General features: G+C 44.5%; 21 protein-coding genes. 8 read left to right on the plus strand and 13 right to left on the minus strand.

Features of this window, described 5'->3' with window-relative positions; genetic code table 11:
- The first annotated feature begins 459 nt into the window (after positions 1-459).
- Positions 460-1,554 carry a carbohydrate porin gene (locus HRQ85_RS02295; protein WP_172378563.1) on the plus strand — a complete coding sequence of 365 codons (1,095 nt, stop codon included), beginning with the start codon at positions 460-462 and terminating at the stop codon, positions 1,552-1,554.
- Between the two features lie 119 nt (positions 1,555-1,673).
- Here HRQ85_RS02295 and HRQ85_RS02300 read toward each other — a convergent pair whose 3' ends face one another.
- A complete protein-coding gene (locus tag HRQ85_RS02300; protein ID WP_017078485.1) occupies positions 1,674-2,381 on the minus strand; it encodes a GntR family transcriptional regulator in 708 nt (235 codons plus the stop codon).
- Positions 2,382-2,661: 280 nt separating this feature from the next.
- On the minus strand, positions 2,662-3,906 hold the full coding sequence (locus tag HRQ85_RS02305; RefSeq protein ID WP_048609972.1) for a membrane dipeptidase: 1,245 nt from the start codon (positions 3,904-3,906) through the stop codon (positions 2,662-2,664).
- A gap of 327 nt (positions 3,907-4,233) precedes the next feature.
- On the opposite strand from HRQ85_RS02305, the gene HRQ85_RS02310 reads away from it, so the two are divergent.
- The 3 genes from HRQ85_RS02310 to HRQ85_RS02320 all read left to right on the plus strand — a co-directional run bounded on the left by HRQ85_RS02310 (position 4,234) and on the right by HRQ85_RS02320 (position 6,903).
- Positions 4,234-5,187, plus strand: a complete 954-nt coding sequence (locus HRQ85_RS02310) for a helix-turn-helix domain-containing protein (RefSeq protein WP_172378564.1) — start codon at positions 4,234-4,236, stop codon at positions 5,185-5,187.
- A gap of 214 nt (positions 5,188-5,401) precedes the next feature.
- The gene (locus tag HRQ85_RS02315) at positions 5,402-6,025 is read left to right on the plus strand and encodes an HAD family hydrolase (protein WP_172378565.1); all 624 of its coding nucleotides are present in this window, start codon (positions 5,402-5,404) and stop codon (positions 6,023-6,025) included.
- A gap of 38 nt (positions 6,026-6,063) precedes the next feature.
- Positions 6,064-6,903, plus strand: coding sequence for a hypothetical protein (locus tag HRQ85_RS02320; protein WP_172378566.1), 840 nt, complete (start codon positions 6,064-6,066; stop codon positions 6,901-6,903).
- A gap of 72 nt (positions 6,904-6,975) precedes the next feature.
- Here HRQ85_RS02320 and HRQ85_RS02325 read toward each other — a convergent pair whose 3' ends face one another.
- Positions 6,976-7,551, minus strand: a complete 576-nt coding sequence (locus HRQ85_RS02325; RefSeq protein WP_172378567.1) for a sugar O-acetyltransferase — start codon at positions 7,549-7,551, stop codon at positions 6,976-6,978.
- A gap of 140 nt (positions 7,552-7,691) precedes the next feature.
- Positions 7,692-8,690 (minus strand): adenosine deaminase, encoded by a 999-nt coding sequence (gene add, locus HRQ85_RS02330; RefSeq protein ID WP_172378568.1) that lies wholly within the window; start codon positions 8,688-8,690, stop codon positions 7,692-7,694.
- Between the two features lie 126 nt (positions 8,691-8,816).
- Here add and HRQ85_RS02335 point away from each other — a divergent pair, with 126 nt between their 5' ends.
- Entirely contained in the window at positions 8,817-9,764 is a 948-nt protein-coding gene (locus tag HRQ85_RS02335; RefSeq protein ID WP_059017760.1) for a LysR family transcriptional regulator, read from the plus strand.
- 118 nt (positions 9,765-9,882) lie between these two features.
- Positions 9,883-11,337 (plus strand): glutathione synthase, encoded by a 1,455-nt coding sequence (locus HRQ85_RS02340; RefSeq protein WP_172378569.1) that lies wholly within the window; start codon positions 9,883-9,885, stop codon positions 11,335-11,337.
- A gap of 117 nt (positions 11,338-11,454) precedes the next feature.
- Here the strand turns inward: HRQ85_RS02340 and HRQ85_RS02345 are convergent, their stop codons facing one another.
- The 9 genes from HRQ85_RS02345 to HRQ85_RS02385 form a co-directional block, all read right to left on the minus strand.
- Positions 11,455-11,835, minus strand: a complete 381-nt coding sequence (locus tag HRQ85_RS02345) for a hypothetical protein (RefSeq protein ID WP_172378570.1) — start codon at positions 11,833-11,835, stop codon at positions 11,455-11,457.
- 64 nt (positions 11,836-11,899) lie between these two features.
- Entirely contained in the window at positions 11,900-13,948 is a 2,049-nt protein-coding gene (locus tag HRQ85_RS02350) for a glycoside hydrolase family 3 protein (RefSeq protein WP_172378571.1), read from the minus strand.
- 272 nt (positions 13,949-14,220) lie between these two features.
- The gene (locus HRQ85_RS02355) at positions 14,221-14,724 is read right to left on the minus strand and encodes a YgjV family protein (RefSeq protein WP_172378572.1); all 504 of its coding nucleotides are present in this window, start codon (positions 14,722-14,724) and stop codon (positions 14,221-14,223) included.
- A gap of 130 nt (positions 14,725-14,854) precedes the next feature.
- Positions 14,855-15,481, minus strand: a complete 627-nt coding sequence (locus HRQ85_RS02360; protein WP_017068137.1) for a bifunctional 4-hydroxy-2-oxoglutarate aldolase/2-dehydro-3-deoxy-phosphogluconate aldolase — start codon at positions 15,479-15,481, stop codon at positions 14,855-14,857.
- A gap of 9 nt (positions 15,482-15,490) precedes the next feature.
- A complete protein-coding gene (locus HRQ85_RS02365; protein ID WP_172378573.1) occupies positions 15,491-16,483 on the minus strand; it encodes a sugar kinase in 993 nt (330 codons plus the stop codon).
- A gap of 3 nt (positions 16,484-16,486) precedes the next feature.
- Complete coding sequence (uxaC, locus tag HRQ85_RS02370; RefSeq protein ID WP_172378574.1) at positions 16,487-17,899, minus strand: glucuronate isomerase; 1,413 nt, start codon at positions 17,897-17,899, stop codon at positions 16,487-16,489.
- 12 nt (positions 17,900-17,911) lie between these two features.
- Positions 17,912-19,375 carry a fructuronate reductase gene (locus tag HRQ85_RS02375; RefSeq protein WP_172378575.1) on the minus strand — a complete coding sequence of 488 codons (1,464 nt, stop codon included), beginning with the start codon at positions 19,373-19,375 and terminating at the stop codon, positions 17,912-17,914.
- 96 nt (positions 19,376-19,471) lie between these two features.
- A complete protein-coding gene (locus HRQ85_RS02380) occupies positions 19,472-20,779 on the minus strand; it encodes a TRAP transporter large permease (RefSeq protein WP_050651086.1) in 1,308 nt (435 codons plus the stop codon).
- Positions 20,780-20,794: 15 nt separating this feature from the next.
- Positions 20,795-21,307 carry a TRAP transporter small permease gene (locus HRQ85_RS02385; RefSeq protein WP_165906435.1) on the minus strand — a complete coding sequence of 171 codons (513 nt, stop codon included), beginning with the start codon at positions 21,305-21,307 and terminating at the stop codon, positions 20,795-20,797.
- A gap of 300 nt (positions 21,308-21,607) precedes the next feature.
- Here HRQ85_RS02385 and HRQ85_RS02390 point away from each other — a divergent pair, with 300 nt between their 5' ends.
- A complete protein-coding gene (locus HRQ85_RS02390; protein WP_171349907.1) occupies positions 21,608-22,591 on the plus strand; it encodes a TRAP transporter substrate-binding protein in 984 nt (327 codons plus the stop codon).
- 107 nt (positions 22,592-22,698) lie between these two features.
- Positions 22,699-23,481 (plus strand): FCD domain-containing protein, encoded by a 783-nt coding sequence (locus tag HRQ85_RS02395; protein WP_172378576.1) that lies wholly within the window; start codon positions 22,699-22,701, stop codon positions 23,479-23,481.
- The last annotated feature ends 24 nt before the right edge of the window (positions 23,482-23,505 follow it).

Raw genomic sequence — 23,505 nt, forward strand, 5'->3', positions numbered from 1 at the left:
GGTTAATTTTATTTAAATGGCTCATAAAAAATTAATGATGTACATTAATTGTCACTATTAATATTTTTAATACTACTTCATTGACCTTTGGTTAATTTAAATCCCAATAAAAAACATGATGGTTATTAAAACAGTTTAATATAATCTAAATTAAGTGGTTTAGCGTATTGCTATAAAACCACCCAAGTTTTGACTGTTATTTAACCTGTATTGTGCAATAGAGATTATTTTAGTTTTTAATTTTGCGATTTACATTTAAAGCGTTGAATTTAAAGGCTATTTTTATAAATATAAAACAGTGATTTAGGTCTGCAATTCCAGATGGATAATATTGTGAGTGAGGAGTTAATTAGTAAATATACGCCCTAGAAATCGAGTCGAATACTGTCCATATATTTCAACTTGAAGTTCAAAAAGTTGCTATGCAACTAATAACAATAAAATAATATTAGGGTTTATATGAAAAGCACATTCAAGCTGTCTTTAGCTACTGTTTTAGTTTCTTCTGCAATGGGAGCTCATGCAGGCATTGCCATTGTTGATACAGAAGAAGGTAACTTCTCTGTCGGTGGTAACGTGGAGCTGAACTTCAACTACCAAGATAGAGAATCGAATGATAAAGGTGACGCAGAGTTCAACCAAGATGGTCGAGTTCTGATTGAGTTCGCTGGCGAAAAGTACACCAGTAATGGTCACTATGTTGGGGTTAAAGCGCAGCCTCTATTTGAAAGCACAGGCAATGTAGCACTCGATGATGCCTACTTTGAGTTCGGCAAAAAAGACGGGTGGGCGATCAAAGCGGGTCGTTTTGAAGCCTACGATATGTTCCCTGTTGGCCTCGATGTTTTCCTAGAGTATTCAGGTGATACCTCAAATGAACTTTATACGGGTGGCAGCGCTTATGTGTATCAGATGAAAGAAGCTCGCGGTCGTGGTTCTGATGGTCAATTGATGTATAGCCAAAGTTTTGGGGATCTGTATGTCGAAGTAGGAACGATGATCGGCGATCGCTCAGACTTGTTCTCTGATAGCTACCATGGTGTGGAAGTAGACCACGATAACGCAAAAGATGCCTTCCTTGTTCGCCCGGTTGTGTCATATAAAATGGGTGACTTTACTGTTGCAGCCTCAATGGAAACTAACTTAGTCAGCGATGCTGTTGTCGACACCTCGGGTAAAGATATCTCTGACCGAACTGGCTACGGTCTAACAGGTAATTGGTCTAATGATTCTTGGAGCGTTAACGCTAACTTTGCTTACTTAGATGCTGTCGATGAAACCAATGCAACCGTGGGTTTGAACGCGCTTTATAACAACTTCGGTATCGGTTACATCTATGGTGCGAACGAATATGATTCCACATGGGCGAAAGGCGATGTGACGGTTAACACGGGTTACGCATCTTATGAGTTCCAGAATGTACTCGAAGTACAAGACTTCTCTGTGCTTCTTGGTACTTACTACACGACGGTCGACAACCAAACGACTAATACGTCGGCGTTCTCTGAAGACGATGATTTTGGTGCTCGTGTACGTCTGTACTACGAATTCTAATAACGGTTGATTCAATTTTACTGACAACCCGCCACTGTGCGGGTTGTTGTTTTTTGGGGATACGGAAATTAGAGAAATTAAACGTGGAAAGACAAAGTGGCTCAATACAAATTAAGCCGTTACTTTTTGTCTCGGAAGCTCATGCTCTCACTGTTAAAAGGCGTGTGGTAGGTGCATTGGTAGTTGATGTCGATGATATCGCTGACGATGAACAGCTCACCCGATGCCAAGAAACCTCGGTTGGTGATATTCATCGCCGCCGCATTTTTTTTGCAGCCGAGCAACTCCGCATCTTCTTTAGAAACGTTGATCGCTTGATACGTCGTTAAGTAGCTATCGATCTGAAGGCCTTTCGCTAGCGCATGTTTCTGGATTGAGCTTTCAATGATCTCGGCATTCATCTCTGGGAAGACACTGACAGGGATCTTGGCTTCTTCAATCTGAACTACTTTGTTGTTAATCAATCGAAGCCGTCTAATTTTCCAGATGTAGTCATTGTCGTCTAAAGAAAAAATCTGCTGTTCGTGGTTATCGGGTAGCGCTTTATTTAGCTGGAGCTTTTTATAAGAGATCTCTTCAAAACTGTTTTCAGTGATGGAGTTGTACACCAGTGGTGTACCAATGAGAGAAGTGTTGACGAAGTAACCAGAACCCACCTTAGATTTCACCATGCCAATAGCCTCTAGCTTGGCTAGTGCTTTACGAATCGTGAAACGAGATAATCCATATATTTCAGATAGTTCTCGTTCTGCAGGAAGCTTATGGCTGATACTGTTTTGGCAAATTTTGCTCACAATATCTTGAACAACTAATTCATATTTTTTCATTCTAAAAACTTAAAAAAGCACTCATGGTGATTAAATTATAGTTAACTAAATCAGATACTCAGCGCATTCCGAACTAGCCGATAATTCTAACATAGAAGGCCAATTAGATGATGAGAAATAGGGTGTTTTGGAGTGCGAATTCAAGGGTTACTTCTGGGTGTGTGACTTCATTCTCTTTCTTGGTTAGATAAGCGTGAAGGCGAGGTTACCTGCAAGTAGATAATAAAAAAGCACGCCTGATAGGACGTGCTTCGAGTGTTTGAGCTTTGTTGGTTGCGAGCTACATAGCTAAGTTTTCATTTCTTAATTTGGTGAGCGCCTTTAGACGCTTTGTATACTCTTTTTGGAACTCGTCAGGGTCAGCGCCCTCAGATACTTGAGCGTACACTCGCATCTTGTTGCCGCCGTAGATCTTGGCAAGGTCATCGTTGCTGTAACCGCGTTTCCAAAGTTCATCAGTAATCGCCGCTAGGATCTTCGACAGTTCGCCATTACCGGTAGCGCCTTTGTTGAACGCCTCAATCATGTAGCCGCCGTCGTCGTACATTTTCGCGTTCTTGGTTGCGAAATCCACAACCATTGCGGTAGAGAACATATCATCAGTTGCGATACCTACGTGGTCAACGCCTACCAATTTCACGTAGTAGTCGATCATATCTGCAGCTTGCACTGGAGAAATATCTTCAGGCCAAACGCCGTCCATCATCCACTCGGTGAAGGTTGGGGCAACGTAGCCACCTGATTTAGCCGCGCGTATCGCTTCATCGTCAGGAATAGCACGGTAGCAACCTTGTGGCGTTGCATCTGGCTCACTCTTATAAAGCCCAGCAGGCACTGAGTGCGTGTAGACAAATGGGGTTCCAGGATACTTCTCTTCCATGTAATCCATCGCGTCATTTGCTGTCTTCGAGCCTGTGTGGCTGAGATCGAGAATGACCTGATACTCGACCATTGAATCAATAACAGACTCGCCCCAAGGGGTTAGACCAATATCTCTACCGTTAAATGCAGCTAACTGACCAGAACCTGTTCTGAAAATGTCGTTATACGCCAAGATCATGCTTTTTAAGCCCATGTCTTTTAGAATCGCCATTTTGGTCACATCTTCTTCCAAAATCGTTGCAGTTTGGCTGTTCCAAAGTACGGCGGTTTTGCCTTCGGTGTGCGCTTTCTCAATGTCATTATTGGAATGCGCGATGATGAAATTGTCAGGTTGTTTTGCCATCGCAGAGCGGTGTTTATGATGGTGAAACAAGAAGTCATCAAAGTTGTGATCAGCAGCGGTAATGGTGTATTCATGCCCTGTGATACCTGCATCACGAGCATCTTGGAAGTAATCCAACAGCTGTTGCTCGTCCTGCCAACCTGCACCGTAAGGGCTCGCGAGCATACCAATGACAATGGTGTCTTGAACAAATGTTTTAGCCTTATCTGATGCAGGCCAGGTCTTACTCTCAACACTTGCCTGTGCAACACCAACACTCATTGCAATGCTTGCTGCTACTAACGTTATCTTTTTAAACATGAAAACCTCTCAATTACTGGCTTAAGTCCATTTATATTTATGCCTAGATTTAATAGTAGACCCTGACGGTATCGTTGAGTTATTTAAAATTGATAACCCTGTCATACTTTGTAATCAAAGCGTTACGTTCTGAATTGTGATTTCGCCTTAATGCTAAAAACTTAAAGCGCCTCTTGTTAACTTGAGGTAATAGTAGCTAAGCTAGAAAAGTAAAATGTGCATTTTGTGCCACTGAACTTAGACTGTATTGATGCAGAAATTGATACTGATATTGGGTTGAATTGTGGATTTGATCTGTTTTGAACAAGACAAAGGAATCGTGAACTGATGCTTGAATTACCATTGATTGCGAAGAGTGTTGTGAGTCATTTCCAGCAGTGCGTCCGAGAAGATAAGTCATTAGCTCCATATCACGCCGCGATAGAAGCGCTCGCAGTTCAAGTGAGCATGCCATTCTCAATGGATACTTCACCTGCTCAATATGTCTCGTTCAATGTGTTTACGCAGTTCTTAGAGGGCATGAGGAAGGTATTACCATCCGAGGTGTTTGTTTCTGTGTTATTAGGCTGTGCTCAACGAGCCGCTTTCGACCTAGATTTTTCTAACCTTTCAGCTCAAGATTTTCTGTCCCTTTTTCCGTTTGAACAATGGTCAGTCGAATCGTCTTCACAGTTATTAAAGCTTTCATTTCTGGTATCTAATAGCTCGCTCAATGGTATTGAAGCTGAGCTGTTTTTGATCGTTTATAGCCACGCTTATTTTAAATCTCAGCAGATTGATATTGATAAGCCAATTCGCTACGACTTAGTTTCGGTGTCGGCTAGTGCGTTAAGTGAGTTGAGAATACAAACGGAAACACCACAGTATTTAGGTCAAACTGAGACGTGCATTTCGTATAACCCCATTGGTCGAGATTGTTCAATTAAAGCGGTATCAACGGCTACTACTTCCACCTTCAAGGTGACACAAGCATTACTTCCTTATATTGGTCGAGTAGATGTAGATTTGGTCTCGTTTGGTCAGATAAACCGAATGGGCAAGCGCACAATCCAGAGGGCGCTTAGTGAAGAAGGGACGACCTTTCGAACCATTAAAGAGACCCTGTCTTTTGAATTCGCCAAGCGCGTTATGACAGAGCAAGATTATTCGATCGCAGACATTGCACTTCACTTGGGATACGCAGATGCCTCACAATTTATAAGAGCGTTTAAACGAGCGAATGGAATAACTCCACTTCAATGGAAAAAGAACAATAAAGGTATAGGCGTATTGCGCTTCTAAAGCACCAACCATATTCTCTTAAGAAGCTGATTTGTGTTAGTTATTTCTTAGTTTATTGATATTGAGAAGGCCGTCGTAATGATGGCCTTTTTTGTACTCTATTGATTGTATATTCTACCCAAGGCTTTTAATTTATAAACGTTCGCTATGAATCTTGATGCGCGGCACTTTGTGTCGATTTTTCATCAATGACATGGTGATAATGGGAGTGTGTATGAGTTCTAATGAAATCAAAAATGTGGTGTTTGATGTAGGCAATGTCATTGTGCGTTGGGCACCTCTGGAAATTGCCCGGCTTACTTTTGGTGATACTGAAGAATTGGAGTCTCGAGCTCGTTCTATTTTTCAAAGTACGATTTGGATGGATTTGAACAAAGGGTTCTTGACCGAAAGTGAGGCCAAGCTTCGTTATCAACAAGAACTCGACTTGTCCCCGTTAGAGTGCGATCGCCTGTTCTATTACGTTAAGCAAACGCAGATCTTATTGCACGGTTCAGTTGAACTCATCGAGCGAGTAAAGCGATCGGGCTATGGTGTGTACGCGCTTACCGACAATGTGGTCGAGATTGTTGAATATTTAAAAAATACCTATCAATTTTGGGCGTTGTTTGATGGTGCGGCAGTATCTGCTGAACTTGGTATGCTTAAGCCACAACCTGAAATCTACCAAGCGCTGTTATCTAATCATGGGCTTAAGGCTTCAGAAACCGTCTTCCTCGATGATATGCCTTATAACGTTGAAGGAGCGAAAGCTGTGGGTATGGCTGCTATTCAGTTTACCGATGCCGTTCAGTGTGAAAATAGCTTGCAGGCTCTCTGCGTTAATTTAATAGACTGACGCCTCGGCGGGTAAGTTCAAATTTGAGGATGTAGAAAATGAAAAGATACCCATCTAAGTCTATCGTTGCATTCTTGTTTTTGACTACGTCGGTGCTGGTTTTAGTGGTGGCTGTCGTGCTTCAGTTTCGTGGTGAGCAAGTATGTGATGGTTGCTATGAATCAGATAAAGGGCAGTTCAAGTATGTTCTTTACGATGGAACGTCACCCTCCGTTATCCCAAGCATTCATAATACCTTATTGATTAACCGCACTCCCTTAATGAAAACGTTCGAGCTTGATTCTATGCCGTCAGTCACCGTTAGGGTGTGGCGAAACCAAAAGGCCTATTTAGACGAGCAAGAAAGAAGCATCGGATATCGATATGCGTTCTCGACGGGGTATATCGAACCTAAGAGTAATGAGATTAGGTTGCTCTATTTTGGTGGTGAAATTCATAAAACCGCTCTACATGAGTTTGTACATTTGCTGACTCTGCAAGTAAATCCGAATTTTGCAAACAATCCACGGTGGTTGTGGGAAGCGATCGCTATCTATAAGTCGGAAGATTATTGGTTCCACATGAGTAACAGACATGCCATCAGTCGCCGTTTCGATGGTCTAGCTCAGGACTTATACAACAAGCCGAACAGTAGCTCGGCGGTTTATGAACTTGGCTATACGGTCGGTGAGTTTATTGAACGTTCATGGGGAGAAGAGGCGTTTGTTGATCTCATTAAGAGCAATGGGGATCCCTCACAGCTTACCGATCAGCCAATAGCATCGCTGTTTTATGATTGGGAAAAATTCGTCAAAACTACGTATTTGAGTGGCCCGAAAAGTGAGTATGAAAAAGCCATGGAACGAAGTCCATTCGATAGAAGAGACACGGTAAACTAATCAAAAAAGAGGTGATGTTTAATTAAAAACATCACCTCTTTTGTTATTCATTTCAGGGTTGTTGTTTCGTACTTATTCGCTATCGTCACTTGGCTGTTCAGTGTTTAAGTATCGAATCAACTTAGCTGGTGTGCCACCGTATAGACAGTCTGGCGGTACGTCGCTGTTGACTACAGAGTTAGCCGCGATAACAGAGCGAGCACCAATAGTCACATCTTGGTTGATGACTGAGTTTCCGCCAATCCACACATCATCTTCGACCGTAATAGGTAGACAGAAAGTTTCCCATTTACGGCGGCTGAGATAATCCAGTGAGTGAGATGCCGTATAAAACTGGGTACTTGGCCCTATCAATACATTGTTACCAATTTTGATATTCGCGCCATCAAGCATCACCACGTTCATGTTGATAAAGGTATCGTCGCCAATCTCGATGGTTTTACCAAACTCGCAATGAAAAGGGGGACGGACAACGCTGCTGCCTACTTTACCAAATAGGTTAGTTTGCAGGTTTGGCTGTTGAGTGGCGTCTGTACATTGATTGAAGTCCGACAGCGCCTTGCTAGCATGGGTGCGCATTTGGTCAATCTCATGATCGGCACCGTCAAAAACTTCGCCAGATAACATTTTTTCGAGTTCTGTTTTCATTGTTTAGATCTTACTCGTCAATATAGGTATTAGAATACGGATATACAGGCATAAAAAAAGAGAAAAGCCTTAGCCGTTCTCTTCCTATTTTATATCTTTAAGTGGGCTAAGCTATGCGTCAACAGTCACTCTTTGCCAAATTAGATTTGCTCAACGAAACCCATTAGGTGCTGTTTCACTTCATCTGAAGCAAAAGCGCTCTCTACAGAGTACTTGTAGATTTCAGCGTAATCTTCTTTTGTTAGGCCGAATGTTTCACATACACGCTTCACTTCGTTAGTCATGGTTGTGTTCGACACAGTACGGTTGTCTGTGTTGATCGTTACAACGATGCCGTCTTTTTTGAATTCAGCAATTGGGTGGTCGCTGAATTTGTGAATACATTTAGTTTGCACGTTACTTGTTGGGCAAGTTTCAAGCGCAACCTGCTTCTCTTTAACGATGTTGTATGCGTCTTCGTTACCTTGGATGTGAACACCGTGGCCGATACGTTCAGCGTCAAGCAGTGTTACTGCATCGTAAACGTTCTGACCATGCCATTGCTCACCAGCATGAACCGTCACACGGTAACCTTGCTCGATCGCGTATTGCGTGTATTCAGGGAACTCAGCACAGAAGCCCGGCTTTTCACCACCTGCGATATCAAACGCAACTACACCTTTACCAAGGTATGGTTTACCAGCGTCGATAACATCTCTGATCGAATCTTTCGGGAACATACGCAGTACAGACATGATGTAGTTGCCTTTGATGTCGTACTTCTCTTCTGCACGTTTCATGCCTTTCACCGCACTTGCGATGATCGCATCAAGAGACAAGCCCTTGTTTACGTGAAGAATCGGTGCAAAACGAACTTCTAGGTACTTAACGTTTTCTAGTGCAGCGTCTTCGTAAAGCTCAAAAGAGATACGCTCAATTGCTTCTTCAGTCTGCATCACTTGTAGCGGCAGGCTGAAACAAGCCAAATACTCATCTAGGTTTTTACAATCTTCTGGCACAGTTAGAGATTGAACAACCGCATCGCGATCTTCAGGTAGTTCGATTCCGTACCGTTTCGCCAAATCAATAATGGTGTCTGGACGAACACTTCCGTCAAGGTGGCAGTGCAGATCAATCTTCGGGAGTGCTAGAAAATTCATGAGTATTCCTTAGGTCTATTATTTTTTGAGTTATTAACTCATAGGTTACATGGGCTTAAATTAACAAGTTTGTGATATGATTTAAAGTGACATAAAGTCATCATTAATCTGAATCTAAGGAATATCATGGTAGATGTTAAGAGCTTACTCAAATGTGATATGAATTTACTGCTGTGTTTACACGTTTTGCTTGAAGAGCGCAGTGTGAGCAAAACAGCAGAGCGATTATTCCTTAGTCAGTCAGCGGTGAGTAAGCAACTCACCAAGCTGCGAACTTTGTTTGATGACCCGCTATTTGAGCGCGAATCCAAAGGTCTGTTTCCAACCCCGAAAGCTACTTCTTTAGCGCCTAAGATTCATCAGATCCTTTTGCAAGTTGAACAGCTAACCGTGCCGGACATTTTTGAGCCGAAAGACAGCGAGCGCACTTTTAATATCGATCTAGTCGAAACCGCTTATACCGCGATTTACCCTAAATTTATGCCTAACGCTCTGGCAGATGCGCCGAACATTACGGTAAACAGCACTACTTGGAGCAGCGAAACTTTTAAGCGCTTACTAAAGCGTGAGGTCGATTTTGGGATAGGGATTTTTGAGCTCGATGAAAGGGCGAGTACCCACATTCAAAACATTCCTGCCGAGCTGAACCATGTCGAATTGCTGCAAGATTATTCTGTTTGTTTGATGCGCAATGATCACCCAGTGCTTCAAGAAGAATGGAACCTGCAAGCCTTCCTTAAATACCGTCATATTCAGTTAGTGACCGGTGGCGTTGGTGACTGGCTGCTACTGGAAATCTTGCAAGCCAAACAGCTTCAAATTAACAAAGCCGCCAACGTGTCGGACATCACCAGCGCAGTAAAGCTGTGCAAGCAAAGCGATTTGCTGATGTGTTATCCGTACAACTCGGTTCGTGACTATATTGAGAGTGGCGAGCTGGTGATGAAGCCAATTCCCATTGAGTTGGTTCCAGGTGGTTTGTTTCTGCTTTGGCATCGTTACTTTGACTCTGAACCAAGCCACAAATGGCTTCGCGACCTCATAGTCAATAAGACCCAAGAACCTCAGCTGTAAACCGCGAGCTACGATGATCAAAACGGCGAAATAACTTTTTTAAAATTTATTTCGTCTTTTTAGAATGAGCATCGTCTTATTACGGGTGCCAAATGCCCGCCAAGAATGAGATATCTAAATGAATCCAATGCCATCGATTCCGCAACAAGTTATTGAAGATGCTTGTGAGTGGGCAATTATGCACGGTGTCGCTTTTCGTCAGTCTGACAATACCGCGAGACATTGCCCTTTTAGCCTTGCTCCAATGAGTATTGAGCGTGAGGTTTTTGAACACCTGTTGAAGGTGACACCGCTGATCACCAAGCTCATCAATAATGTCTCTGAAGACCACGACTTTTTACAATCATCATTGAGCGACATGGCGAAAGCCGATCCGTTTTTTGGTCGCTTGATGGAGTTGCATCAACAAGCCCATGGCAGTGCGGATGAGCGCTTGAATCCAGCGCGACAACCTTTGTTGTTGATGCGCACTGATTTCATGGATGATCGCCAACACGGTGCCAAAGTGATTGAGTTTAATGGCATTGCTGCAGGAATGGCGCCTTTTGGTCAGCGAGCAACAGAATTTCACTTATTCATGCAAAACCAATGGCCAAACGTGTATAACCATTGGTTGGAAGATCCGTCAGCAGTGCCAGCTGAAAACCAAGGCTTAACCCAGTTGGCTTATGGTATCGCTAATGCTGCAAGGCAAGTGAAAGCCGACTTCAATGAGCAAGATAAACCTGTGTTCTTGATGGTGGTGCAGAAGAACGAAGACAACGTATATGACCAACATTTACTTGAAGTTGAGCTACAAAAACAGGGCATTCGCACGGTTCGTCGTACCTTTGAACAATTGAGCTGTCAGCTTTCATCGGGTGATAATCAACGCTTGTTATTGAAAGATGTCGGCGCTGTCGATGTGGTGTACTTAAGAGCTGGCTATCAGTATTCAGATTACTGGGCTCCAGAGCTAAATGAATCAGTGTGTTGCCACACGCTAAGTCAGACTCGCTTGTTTATGGAGCAACACCATGTCGCAATGAACGCGACTATCAGCCAGCAATTAGCGACCAGCAAAACCATGCAAATGCTGCTGACCATTATGCCAGCAGCAGAATACGCCCGCTGGGGTTTAACGCTAGAAGAAGCCGAACTGGTCAAGAGTGTATTAGCTGACATGAAGCCAATCACCAGTGAATCGATTGAGTGGTTTAACACGCAAGCTGATAAGCAAGAGTGGGTGCTGAAAAACCAAGGTGAGGGCGGTGGCCACTGCGTATTTGGTGACGACATCAGCGAACAACTGAGCCAGCTTAAACCAGAAGAGTACGACGCGTGGGCATTGATGCAGCGCTTGTACCCGCATGAACGTGACGTGCCGACTATTGCAGTGCGTGACACTCAACAAACGCTCGTGACAGACTTAGTCAGCGAAGTGGGTTTGTTCACCGCTTACTTCAAAGGTGAACCAGTAACAGAGCTAGACGGCTACGCGGGTTACTTGATCCGCAGTAAACCCGCTAGCGAAAATGAAGGTGGAATCCACAGTGGTAAAGGGATTCTCGATTCGTTGGTGTTGATTGATTAGTTCTGAATTCTGACGAATAACAGATAGCAGTAAGGCCAACGTTTTTACGCTGGCCTTTTTTATGGTTCTTTTGCAGATTAGCACCAAGTTGGATAAGCGACTCAGCTTGTTGTTACGTTATGCTGGAACCTTAAAACAAGAATCTTGATTGTTGTATTTTGGTACGAAACACAATTTGTCTGCCGACATTTTTAAGCCATTTTGCATCTGGATATGTGTTACCGCCCAGATCACACAGCCGTGAGGTAAATTGAATAGCGAGCGAGTTTGAGTGAACAACACGCCGTCATCATAGGCCGGTGTAATGTTGGTCGCTTTACCTTGCCACGCCTTATGAGTGGTTTGCACATCAATATTTGGAACGATCAATGAAAGCATTTCTGGCTCAACGTCTTTTACGACTTTCAAGCAGATACGACACCCATCGTAGTATTGTTCTATCCAGATTTTATGTGGAATAGCGTGGTCATCCCAACCCAGTTGTAAGATATGTTCCATGACTTTGTCCTTGGTATCTAAGAAGGAAAGGCAGTGCTCAACACTGCCTGAATTAGCTCAAATATTATTCGTAACTTAAACCATGTCCGAACGGGTAAAGGGTGTCGGCTTGATCATACCCAGGGTAATCTGAGTCTTGGTTTTGAATGGCTTGGGCGCTGTTCGCTAAAGCAAATGGCAGTTTTCCTTGAGGAGCAAAGTTGCCTGAAAGCACTTCCATTAGGTTGCTGTCCGAGACACCAAATGTGGCTATCACGGCACCGGCTTGCTTAAGATTACTTTGATCGTCTAGCACGAAGGGTTGTCTAAAGTTGATGGACAATACTGTATTGTCAGCACCCACTTCGCTCATAACGGCTTTGATGTCGCTTAGGCTTGGTTCAATATGCCAAGATGCAGCTGTAGCCATTTCACTGAATGCAAGAATATCGAGTTCGTCTGGGTTCGCACCACCAAAGATAAGATCAGGATCTGAACCTTCGTTAGATACGCGAACACGAATAACCGCATAGTCCGTATCGGCTGGTACTGGTGGACGCGTTTCTCCCGCTTCGTAATCACCCGAAGTCACGGTAAAGTTGTACTTGTCGTCTCCAGCAATGTTTTCGTCCATTCCCATGACATACAGAGCAACAGGAGCCTGTGCGGTTGATTCAGCTAAAGGTAGAGTCTTATTGGTGTTTTGAAGTAAGACGACAGACTTTTTCTGTGCGTAATCAGCGCGTTCTTGGTACTTCTCATTGCCTAAAATCTCTTGGGCTTTTTTCTCATCAACGTAAGTGTTTTCGAAAAGGCCAAGCTTGAATTGTTCTTCAAGTAAGCGTGTTACTGATAGGTCGACACGTTCTTCGGTGATCAGATCCTTTTCGACCAGTTTCACGATGACTTCTTTATCATGGAAACCTGAAAGAACATCGACTCCAGCCTCGACCGCCATTGCAACTTGCTCATCAATCGTTTTGTATTCTACACCCCATGCTCGCTCACCAATAATGCCGGTATCTGAGTTCACGTTACCTGTGTAGCCCAATTCGTCTCTGAGCAGGTCGGTGACAATACCTTTTGAAAAAGACATACCAACATCATTTGGCATCCACTTTTGATCTACAGGGATTCCGTAGTAAGGCATGATTGAAGAAGCACCAGCCTCAATCGCGGCAATAAACGGTTTTAGGTGGTAATCAAAATTGTTCTTTGGATAGACTTGGTTCTTACCAAAGTCATAATGTGGGTCACCGCCGTTTTCTTGTGGACCGCCGCCAGGGAAGTGTTTGATGGTTAGCGCGATACTGTCTTCGTTGACCTCACCGCCACCCTGCAAGCCTTTGATCAGTGAACGCATAATGTCAGATGCTAAATCTGCATCTTCGGTAAAGGTTTCGTGTACTCGATACCAGCGAGGTTCTGTCGCCAAATCCATCATGTATCCGTACATACTGCGCAGGCCAATTGAGGACCACTCTTCATTCATGATGCCAGCAAATTCAGTGATTAAATCCATGTCGCGAGTGGCTGCCAAACCGGCCTCTTTAGGCCAAGCCGAAAAGGCACCTGAAGAAATGTTGATCCCTGCTTTTGCAGATGGATCGATGTGGTTACGAGCATTGGACTTAAATAGAGCGGGGATACCCATTCGAGTTTGTTCACGCAGTTCTTGAACACTATTCATGAACTGGGCAGCTTCTGTTGGGGTTATCTGACAGCCTGAACGGCCAGCATCACAATCAGGTGTGTTAGTTGGGGTTTCAACTACGCTGTTACGGAAGATAAAGCGCGTCATTTGGGCATCGGCAATCATGTCTTGCCCGGCACTGCTAACAAGCCCACCCTCGGCTGAGTTTAAGGTGTCAATGAGCATCATGCCGGCTTTCTCGTCTAACGTCATTCGGCTAACCAAGTCTGCTGCTCGCTCTTCTGGAGATAATCGCCAGTCTTCAAAGGGTTCCAGTGTTCCATTGCCGTTAGAGTCTCGGAACTGGTAACCCTCAATGTTCAAGACATCATGAACACGAGAGTGAACTTGGGGTTGCTGGAGGTTATTGTCGCTATCAGATGAGTTGCATCCCGCAAGAAGCAACGCGATTGCTATAGGTGTCCGGGTAAGACGCTTCATGGTCACGATCCTATTGTTAGTATAATAATAAGTACATGACCAATTTTAATAATTAACAGATTATTGGTTAACCAAAATCAATCAAACTAAAGATTTGGATCACCATATAAATTTAATTGGTGATTTAATTCAATTTAGTATTGGAAATATATTGACGAACTTTAAATAACGTAAACTTATCTATGATTATTTTTTTGATATCCAATTATTACCCCGCTTAATTAGTGGTGTATTACTTCCATATTTTAAATCTAGAATAAAAAATATATTGCCTATTTTATAGTTAACAATCTGCGCTGATGTAAACGATAGATAGTGACCATGTTGGTGACAATAAAGGTGATTTCGACAAAGGACCCGCCAATCGAACCAATCCAAATGTTATGGCTAGCCCAACAGAAGGAATTGAATAAGATCAATGTTCTCAAGGCGATGCCTTGTCTTGAAAAGAGTGCCCATGTCGCAACGGATGAACCAACAACTGTAATAAACTCAAAGAAATGGTTCATGTTGGGCAAAGTCATGCACCACATCAAGCCAATAAAGAACCACATCACTTTGCGTGATTGAGTTTTTATCGATGCGTAACTGCGAATAGCATTAATAATGACACCTATAGCCGCCACTATGGCACCCATTAATATGAAATGGATACTCATGACAAAACAAAAGATCATCATCTGGTAGCGAAAACGCATATCATCTTTTTGCCAAAAGGCCATTACACCGATACAAAAAGCCAGGCCGCCAATACCTTGTGTTATCCAGTTTTCCATATTTAGCCTTTATTTTTAAGATGCTATCGATCACGATTAAATATTAACTTTGAAAGAATAATGCTCAACCATAAAATAACCCTCCAAAAGGAGGGCTAGATATAATATTGAAGTTGCTATTGCATTAGGGTTAATTGACTAACTTAACGGCTTCACGAGTTAAATGAGCCAGTTCTTCCCAATTGCCTTCTTCAATCAGCTTCTTATCCACCATCCAAGTACCACCACATGCGAGTACTCGAGGTATCGCTAGGTAGTCTTTGATGTTGTTTGGGTTAATGCCACCGGTCGGCATGATCTCAATATCCGTGTAAGGCGCAAGAAGTGACTTAACCATGTTGATGCCACCTGATGCTTCAGCTGGGAAGAACTTCAATGTGGTTAAGCCCATTTCTAGAGCGGCTTCTACTGTGCTCGGGTTGTTGACCCCAGGAATGATATCAATACCAATCTCTTGGCAGGCTCTTACCGTGTTTGGGTTAAACCCTGGAGAAACGACGAACGTTGCGCCTGCTTCTTTTGCGGCGATCGCTTGCTCACGATTGAGTACAGTGCCTGCGCCGATCAACATATCTGGTTGTGATTCACGAAGTAGACGAATAGCTTCAACTGCAGCTTCCGAACGGAATGTAATTTCTGCTGCAGGTAAACCATTTTCAGCTAACACTTTACCCAGAGGGATGATGTCTTCAGCGTTGTCGATAGCGATCACAGGGATAACTTTCAGTGTTTTTAGTTGTTGTTTGATGTTAGACATTGGTATTCCTTAAATGGCTGTGATGGCCGTTTGAGTTAGTTCTTTTGCAATAATGGCACCACGATGTTGGATAACGACGCCTGCCATGGCATTGCCGCGCTGGCATGACTTTGTTAAGTCTTCGCCCGCAAGGTAAGCAGATAAAAATCCGCCATTGAATGAGTCTCCTGCCGAGGTCGTATCAACGACATGTTCAACAGGTAGGGTCGGCACCGCCCGTGGAGCCGAAGCGGTACCAGAATCTGGATTTATGTCACCCTGAATTGTGGCATCTTGAATGAGGCAGCCATCTGCACCCAGTTTGACGATGCATCGCTTAACCCCCAGCGCCGTTAGACGTTCGATAGTTTCCTCTGGAGAGCTATCTCCCCAAATTAACTGTTCATCATCGAATGTCACCAATGCTAAATCCGTCAATGTATACATGGCTTGGTAGTTGTTTTTGACGGTTTGGTTTTCGTCCTGTGGCCAAAGCGCAGGGCGGAAGTTACTGTCGAAGGCGATCTCAACGCCTTGCGTCTTCAATTCAACCAAGATGTTCAATAACTGGATACGATCTTGCTCGGGTAGAATCGCTAATGTGATGCCACTGAGAAAGACCATATCGACGTTGCGCAAAGCTTGTTTTATCTGGCTAAAATCTGGATGTTGCAACAGGTACCGTGCTGCTGACTGATTACGCCAGTATAAGAAGGTACGCTCACCTGCGTCATCAAGCTGAATCAGGTATAGACCCGGAGTACGTTGGCTGTCTTGTAGAACAAGTTCAGTCGACACCCCTTCTTGATGCCAGCGTTCTAACATTCCCTTGCTAATCGGGTCTGCGCCCAAAGCCGTGACGTAGGACACTTTGATGTCATCTTGATTGAGGTTGGCCTCGCAGCCGCGGCTTAGATAGACCGCAGCATTGAGTGTGTCTCCGCCAAACGTTTGATGCATTGAGCCGAACGGTTTGCCGTTAAGCTCGATCATGCACTCACCAATAATGGCGATATGTTTCATGGGTTACGCCCTCTCTTCGAAGTAGCGTTTTGCGTTTCCAAAGCAGATGTCTTCGACCATAGGGCCAAGCAGTGACATGTCGTTTGGCACCTCGCCGTTTTCAGCCCAACGACCAAGCATGTCACACAGAATTCGGCGGAAGTATTCGTGGCGTGTGTACGACAAGAAGCTGCGAGAGTCAGTCAGCATTCCAACAAACTGACTAAGCAGACCAAGTTGAGATAACTGCTCCATTTGGCGTTGCATGCCGTCTTTCTGATCGTTGAACCACCAACCAGAACCAAACTGAACTTTGCCCGCGATGCCGCCACCTTGGAAGTTACCAATCATGGTTGCCATCATCTCGTTATCGCGAGGGTTTAAGCAGTAAAGGATGGTGCGAGGTAACTCGTTGCTTTGATCCATCTCGTCCAACAGATGAGCTAATTCGAAGGCAAACGTCTTGTCGCTAATCGAGTCAAACCCTGCATCAGCGCCTAACAGTTGGAACATACGCGTGTTGTTATTGCGCTGAGCACCAATATGAAGCTGCATTACCCAACCCATTGCAGCGTAACGCTTGCCTAACCACACTTGAACCGCTGTTGAGAACTGTGCACATTCTAAATCGGTGAGCGTTTCGCCATTGAGGCGTCGAGCTAACAGAGCATCTAAATCGGATTCTGATGGAACCGGCGCGTAGCGAACCACTTCGATACCATGGTCTGCTGCACGGCAACCATGGTCGTTGAAATGCGCTAGGCGGCTGTCTAAGGCACTCAATAGATGATGGAAGCGAGTGATTCCAACGTCAGCAACCATGCTTAATTTTTGTAGGTAATCAGCAAAGCCATCAAGTTCAATTTTGAACGCTTTATCTGGGCGCCAGCTTGGTAGAACCTTCACATCAAATGAACTGTCTTGAGCGATCGTTTTATGGTGTTCAAGAGAATCAATCGGATCGTCTGTCGTCCCTGCCATCACCACATTCATTTGCTTCATGATGCCACGAGCACTAAATTCCGGTGTCGCTAATAGCTCGTTGCCTTCATGCCAAATTTGGTCGGCTGTCTCTGGGCCAAATAGAGTGCCAGTAATACCAAATGGGCGGCGTAGTTCTAAATGAGTCCAGTGGTAGAGTGGGTTACCTAAGGTTTGAGGGACGGTTCTAGCCCATGCCATGAACTTATCATAATCGCTAGCACCTCCAGTAATCAGACGTTCATCAATCCCTGCTGAACGCATGCCACGCCACTTATAGTGGTCACCTTCAAGCCAAATCTTAGACATGTTTTCGAACTGACGATCTTGAGCCACTTCTGCCGGGTTTAGGTGGCAGTGATAGTCATAAATCGGCTGGTGGCTTGCGTGTTCATGGTACAAACGGCGTGCAGTCTCATTTGACAGTAAAAAGTCTTCACATAAGAAATTCTTCATTGTTTGTATTCCTTATAACGCAGCCACGGTCGCAACGGCACCGTGTTCAATTAGTGATTGGTACGCTGAACTTACTGCATCAATGACCTGCGGGTTTTGACCTAGCTCGGCAGGGAAAATCGCTTCAACTGCAAGCAATGCCGGAACTACGGAAACATTGAGCCCATGCTGGTCGCAGATCTGGCGAAGTGTATCTGCCATAGGATCGCGCACATCGATCTCATTGCCTTGCTCATCAACGCCAGATACATAACGCATCCAGCCAGCGATGGCGGTTGCAAGCCACGAGAAATCTGAGCCTTGCTCTAAATGGAATTGTAAGCTGCCACCCATACGTTGAGGGATCTTCTGGCTGCCATCCATCGCGATTTGCCAGGTTTTATGTTTCAAGCTTGGGTTGGTGAAGCGGTTGATCAGCAAGGTCGCGTAACCTTCCAAATCAGTCCCTTCAGGCATCGTTAGCGAAGGTGCTTGTGATTTCATCATCATGTCAAAAGCGGCTTTTCGGTAGCCTGCATCTGTCATGGTGTCGGAAATATGGTCGTAGCCACCAAGATATCCAAGGTAAGCAAGGAAAGAGTGACTGCCATTGAGCATGCGCAGTTTCATTTCTTCGTAAGGCACTACATCTTCTACGAACTCTGCACCAGCAACATTCCAGTCTGGACGACCCGCAACAAAATTATCTTCAATTACCCATTGGCGGAAGGGTTCACAGGCGATGCCACATGGGTCTTCACAACCTAGCAGTTCTGCAATTTCTGTTAGTGTTTCTTCTGTTGCTGCAGGTACGATGCGGTCAACCATGGTGCATGGGAAAGTGACATTGGTTTCAATCCAATCACGTAATTCTGGGTCAAGCAGTTGAGCAAACTCAATGATCGCTGCTTTTGCTACATGACCGTTTTCTTGCACGTTATCGCAAGACATGACCGTGAATGGTGTTAAGCCACGTTCTTGTCGAATTTTGAGGGCTTGGACAATGTAACCTAATGCTGATTTAGGTTCGCTTGGGTTAGCTAGGTCAGCGATGACTAATGGGTTATTTTTGTCGAGTTTTCCTGTCGCTGGATCAGCGCAGTAGCCTTTCTCTGTGATGGTCATAGACACGATAGCCACTTGAGGTTCGGCCATTTTTTCTAATACGGTTTTGATGCCGTCTAAGCTTGGATGAAGAGATTCGGTCACTGAACCGATCACTTTCACGTCTGTGGATTCTGCGCCTTTTTCAGCAACGGTGTAAAGGTGGTTTTGCGCGCGAAGTGATTCAATCAAATCTTCGCCGCCGAATAGGTTTATCTCACAAATGCCCCAATCAGTGTTGGTTTTGCTGAGCATTTCATTGGTGAACAGCGCTTGGTGCGCACGATGAAAGGCACCAAAACCAAGGTGCACGATACGGCTCTGGAGTGTTGAACGGTCGTAGTCAGGTCGTAATACAGTGTTTGGCAGCGTAGAGTTAGCAACAGTCTTCATTATTCAGTTCCTTTTCCCGCCAGCGAACCAGCGGGATTTTATTATTTGATAAAGCGTTTGAGTGTTTAGCAGTCTTAGAATGTGTCTGCGACCTAATTACGAACCGTAGCCCAGTACTAATTCAGGTAGGAACAAGCTCAGCTCTGGGATAAAAGTAACGGCCATTAGGGCTGCAATCAGCGCAGCATAGAATGGCAACAAAGGTTTGATGACTTTGTCGATGGCAATGTTGGCAACCGAGCAACCGATGAATAGAGCACTACCCACTGGCGGCGTACAGATACCAATAGCAAGGTTGAAGGTCATCATGATGCCGAAGTGAACAGGGTCGATGCCTAGGTCTAGCGCGATTGGTAAGAAGATTGGTGTGAAAATCAGTACCGCTGGTGTCATATCCATGAAGATACCCACAATCAGCAGGATGATGTTGATGATCAATAGAATCATTAGCGGGTTATCAGAAACCGCCAGTAATGCATCAGCAATCATGTAAGGCACATCGGCGTTCGCCATCGCCCAAGACATGCCCATTGATGCACCAACGAGCAACAATACGATAGATGTCGTTACTGCAGACTCAAGGATTATCTTTGGAATCTCACGCCATTTCACTTCACCGTAGATAAGTACCGCTAGAACGAAGGTGTATACCACAGCAATTGCAGAAGCTTCAGTCGCAGTAAAGATACCGCCAATGATGCCACCCATGATGATGCCGATTAGCGCTAAAGAAGGTGCCGCTTTTAAGAAGGTGTCCCATACCACAGACATTGAAGGACGTTCTGCAAGTGGGTAGCCACGACGTTTTGCAATGATACCCGCCACAATCATGATGCTGAGTCCCATGATTAGACCTGGGATGTAGCCCGCTAAGAACAACGCCGCAATGGAAGTACCACCAGAAACTAATGAGAAAACGATCAGCGTGTTACTTGGCGGAATCAATAGACCGGTTGGACACGAAGTGATGTTTACCGCTGCTGAGAAGTTTTCATCGTAGCCGTCTTTCTTTTGCAGGGGAGACATGGTGCCACCTACTGCAGCCGCCGATGCAACCGCTGACCCTGAGATCGAACCAAACATCATGTTTGCCATCACGTTTACGTGTGCCAATGAACCCGGAAGACGACCACCTAACACTTTCGCGAAGTTGATCAAACGCAGCGCGATGCCGCCTTGGTTCATGATGTTGCCCGCTAAAATGAAGAACGGGATTGCCAATAGCGCAAAGTTATCAAGGCCAGCGGCCATACGTTGAGCAACCACCGCGATTGCAGGTTCAAGCGGTAAGCTCATTAAGATGGTTGCTAGTGACGATAAGCCAATTGCAAAAGAGACCGGTACACCGATTGTAAGCAGTACCGCGAAACTACCGAATAAGGTCAGTATTACTTGCCATTCCATTGTGAAATCCTTCTATCAATCAAGTTGTGAGTCGGTGATCAAATCGTCACCTGACATTAATTGTTTAACGCGTTCGTAGGTAAATACGGCGGAGTAAAAAATCATTAACGCGCCGCTAATCGGTAAGCAGAAGTAGATGTAACCCATCTCTAAACCGAGTGCCGGAGTCAGCTGTCCCATCGCAAGCGTTTTAGCTGCAAGCTGACTTCCACCGTGTACTAGAACGATATAAGAGAAGGTTGCAATGGCGATTTGGATAACGATTTCGTTGATTAATTTGCGCTTGCCAGTCAGCTTCATTGTTAATAGGTCAATGGCAAGGTGGCGTTTCAGACCTGTTGTGTAAGCGGCACCAATTAGGGCTACCCACATAAAGAGGTAACGCGCGAGCTCGTCGGTCACAGTACTTGGTTTGCCAATAACATAGCGGGATAGAACCTGCCATATCACACACAGCACTAAGAAAGACGATAGAGACACTGTAAAGGCGGCCAACCCTTTATTTATGTAACTGACCAATTTATTCATGTTTATTTCCTTTCAACAAAATTGCGTATCTCATAACAATTGGTTTACCAATGTAAGAAATTATTTCTATGTAGGGGTAGGGATGTTCAAAAATCTGGTCGAATCATAAGCTATTCATTCTTTGGTTGGCGTGAGCAACTTCACAAATGGTTTTGGTTGACCAATTTGTGGGTTTTTATTGTGATATTGGTCAATCAATTCTGATTTCAGCTTTGACGGTTGGTTTTTTGATCGCCAATATGGCCTAAGAACAATAAATACCCTACACATTGGATAACCAATCCACGGAGAATAAGAATGATGATGACGCGTAAAACTCTGATTAGTGCGGTTGTTGGTGCTACTTTCGCTTTCGGCGCAACAGCTTCTGCTTATGCAGCAACAACATTAAAACTGAGCCATAACCACCCACGCGACCATGCAGTGCATGAAGCGATGACGTTTATGGCAAAAGAAGTACGAGAAATGACAGATGGTGAAGTGCGTATTCGTATTTACCCTGATGCTCAACTGGGTACACAACGCGAATCTATGGAGCTAATGCAGAACGGCGCTTTAGATATGGTGAAAAGTAATGCTGCTGAATTAGAAGCTTTTTCTCCTGCTTATTCATCATTCAACATGCCTTACTTATTCCGAGATCAAGCGCACTACTACAGTGTAACTGATGGTGAAGTAGGCCGTGACATTCTTAACTCTTCTCGTGATAGCGGCTTTATTGGTGTGACTTACTACGACGCTGGTGCGCGTAGCTTCTATACCAATAAACCAATTAACACACCAGAAGACCTGAAAGGTTTGAAAGTTCGTGTTCAACCAAGCCCATCAGCAATTGCGATGGTGAAAGCGTTAGGCGGTAACCCAACGCCACTCGCTTACGGTGAGTTGTACACAGCACTACAGCAAGGTGTCGTGGATGCGGCTGAAAATAACATTCCTTCTTTCAGCTTGAGCCGTCACAGCGAAGTGTCTAAATACTTCAGCTTAGATGAGCACACGATGGTTCCGGATGTGTTGGTTATCTCAACCAAAGCATACGATAAACTGACTACAGAACAACAAGATGCACTAATGAAAGCGGCAAGTGATTCATCTGAATTGATGAAAAAATTGTGGGCTGAATCGGAAGCAAAAGAGCGTGCTAAAGCCGAGAAAATGGGCGTAACTTTTGTGGAACCAGACAAGGCTGCGTTCGCACTAGCGGTTCAACCTATGTACGACGCGCTAGATAAAGCGGACCCAGAATTGAGCGCATTGATTGACCGTATTCAGGCTGTTGAATAACGAGCAAATATAGAAAAAAGAGTAATACAAAAACAAGGTGTTACTGCATTTTAAGATATAGAGGTTGACCAATTATATTTGGTCATTATGATGGCGAGAGAAATACAATGGAAAGAAGTGACAATATCATCATGATGCCTTTCGAGCCGAAAAGACCTTATCAGGAGATAGGGTTAGTACTAAGAAAAGAACTGATTGAAGGCCTGTATAAGGTCGGAGATAGGTTACCTCCAGAACGCGATATTGCTGATCGTCTAGATGTAAGCCGCACTGTGGTGCGTGAAGCGATCATCATGCTGGAGCTTGAAAACTTAGTTGAGGTGAAAAAAGGGTCGGGTGTTTATGTCCTGAACATTCCAACTCATTCTCGCGAGAATGTGGTCAGCGATGATGCTGGTCCATTCGAGATGCTGCAGGCCCGCCAATTACTAGAAAGTAATATCGCGGAGTTTGCGGCAACTCAGGTCACTCCGGGCGACATCATTAAGATGCGCTCTGCACTCGAACTCGAGCGCGAAGAGCTTGCAAGCGGCACCACCGATTGCAGCGGAGATGAAAGATTTCACATGTGTATTGCAGAGGCCACTCAAAACTCTGTGCTGGTAGATATGTTGAAACAATCCTGGGAGCGACGCGAAAAGAGTCCAATGTGGAATAAACTCCACTCTCACATCAGTGGTCAAGATTACCGTGAAGAATGGTTAGATGATCACGCTCGTATCCTCGCCTCCTTACAGCGCAAAGACCCTGTCGCTGCTAAGAACGCAATGTGGCAACACCTTGAGAATGTTAAACAGCGTTTGTTAGCGCTGTCAGACATTGATGACCCAAACTTTGATGGTTACTTATTTAGCTCCAATCCAGTGGTGCTGCTTAGCTCAGAAAGCTAGTTCTGAAGTTAAAGTTGAATTCAG

This window comes from Vibrio sp. Vb339 (assembly GCF_902751245.1).
GTDB lineage: Bacteria > Pseudomonadota > Gammaproteobacteria > Enterobacterales > Vibrionaceae > Vibrio > Vibrio coralliirubri.